Source organism: Microcystis sp. M53602_WE12, assembly GCF_030065455.1.
Lineage (GTDB): Bacteria > Cyanobacteriota > Cyanobacteriia > Cyanobacteriales > Microcystaceae > Microcystis > Microcystis aeruginosa.
This window is the reverse complement of the sequence record NZ_JASJFB010000588.1, coordinates 1-1,246: the sequence shown is the minus strand read 5'-3', so window position 1 is coordinate 1,246 and position 1,246 is coordinate 1. Positions and strand designations below refer to the sequence as shown.

Below are 1,246 nucleotides of genomic sequence, written 5' to 3'. Positions count from 1 at the left end.
TTTAAAAAGCCGTCCTAAAAGGACGGGGCTTTAACCCAAAATTTCGGTAAATAGGGTTTGCGGCAAAAAGTTTTTCCTGGGGGCAGGGTGTGGGGTGTGGGGTGTAGGGTGTAGGGTTTTACCCATTTTCAGGTGGTCAATTACCTAATTTTCAGGGAAAAAGTCCAGGAATTTTCCCCCCGCTCACTCCAATGGCTGGTACTTTTGGATTTCAAAAAGGTCTCAAAGTATTATCGAACAATGTTTTTAGATTTATTCAGCCAGCCCTAGGGCTGGCTGAATAAATGTGAAATGTAGGCAAAGTAAGGGTTTTGGGGCTTTACGAGCGAAACAGGTGCAAGATTTTGAGAGAATCATGTTTCAAAACCTTACATCTTCATCGGCCCGCGTCCTGTAGGGGCGAAGCATTCGGGCATAACCTATCGCTGAAACCCTAGATTTCCTATCCGAATGCTTCGCCCCTACTTTTTGCCGCAAACCCTATTTAGAAGGGATAGATTTAGAAAATCTATCCCTTTCCCTTAATTCAAGAACGATTATCGCGATTAACTTTTCTGATTAACCAATAACTTGCCGCTAAAGCTAAGGTTCCCACGGTGAGGGCAATTAAATCATCTTTACTGTATTTATTGGGATCAAAAATAATAATTTTTCGAGAGATGGCAATTAAAGCCGTAACTACGACTAATTCAACCTGTACGATGTGTTTTCTTAAGTAAGCAGTGACGTTTTCTAATAACTCTAAAGCGATCAAAATATTGAGAAATAATCCGAAGATTTCAATTAAAGTTTTACTAAAAAAACCGACGGGTTCCGTAGTAAATAGGTCTTTGATTAGGATAACTACTAAATCATAAAGAGAAACAATAATAACAACAATTAAGGCTACGGATAAAACCTTAGAAACTATGTTTTCGATGATATGAATCGACTTCATGAAATCTTCATCGCGCCATTGTTGACCAAAATTGATAAGTAGTTTCCGTATCTGTTTGAGCATGATCGATTAAGTAAAAAGTAAAAATTATTATTGTATTTGACTGCTAATTGTTCTATTTAGTTAACAAGTAAGTATATCCCCCCTTAATCCCCCCTTTATAAGGGGAGTATCTGACAATTTTTAACATCTAAGTGGGTGGGTGGAATTAAATATAAAATGAACGTAGGTTGGGTTGAAGCATGAAACCCAACGCCCGCATGGGTTACGCTACCGCTAACCCATCCTACAAATAATTGTGCCTACCTA

At 38.5% G+C, this 1,246-nt stretch carries 1 protein-coding gene; it reads right to left on the bottom strand.

The annotated features are described in order from the left end of the window. Window positions 1–526: 526 nt before the first annotated feature. Window positions 527–1,000, bottom strand: coding sequence for a phosphate-starvation-inducible PsiE family protein (locus PX482_RS18785; protein WP_002759198.1), 474 nt, complete (start codon window positions 998–1,000; stop codon window positions 527–529). Window positions 1,001–1,246 lie beyond the last annotated feature (246 nt).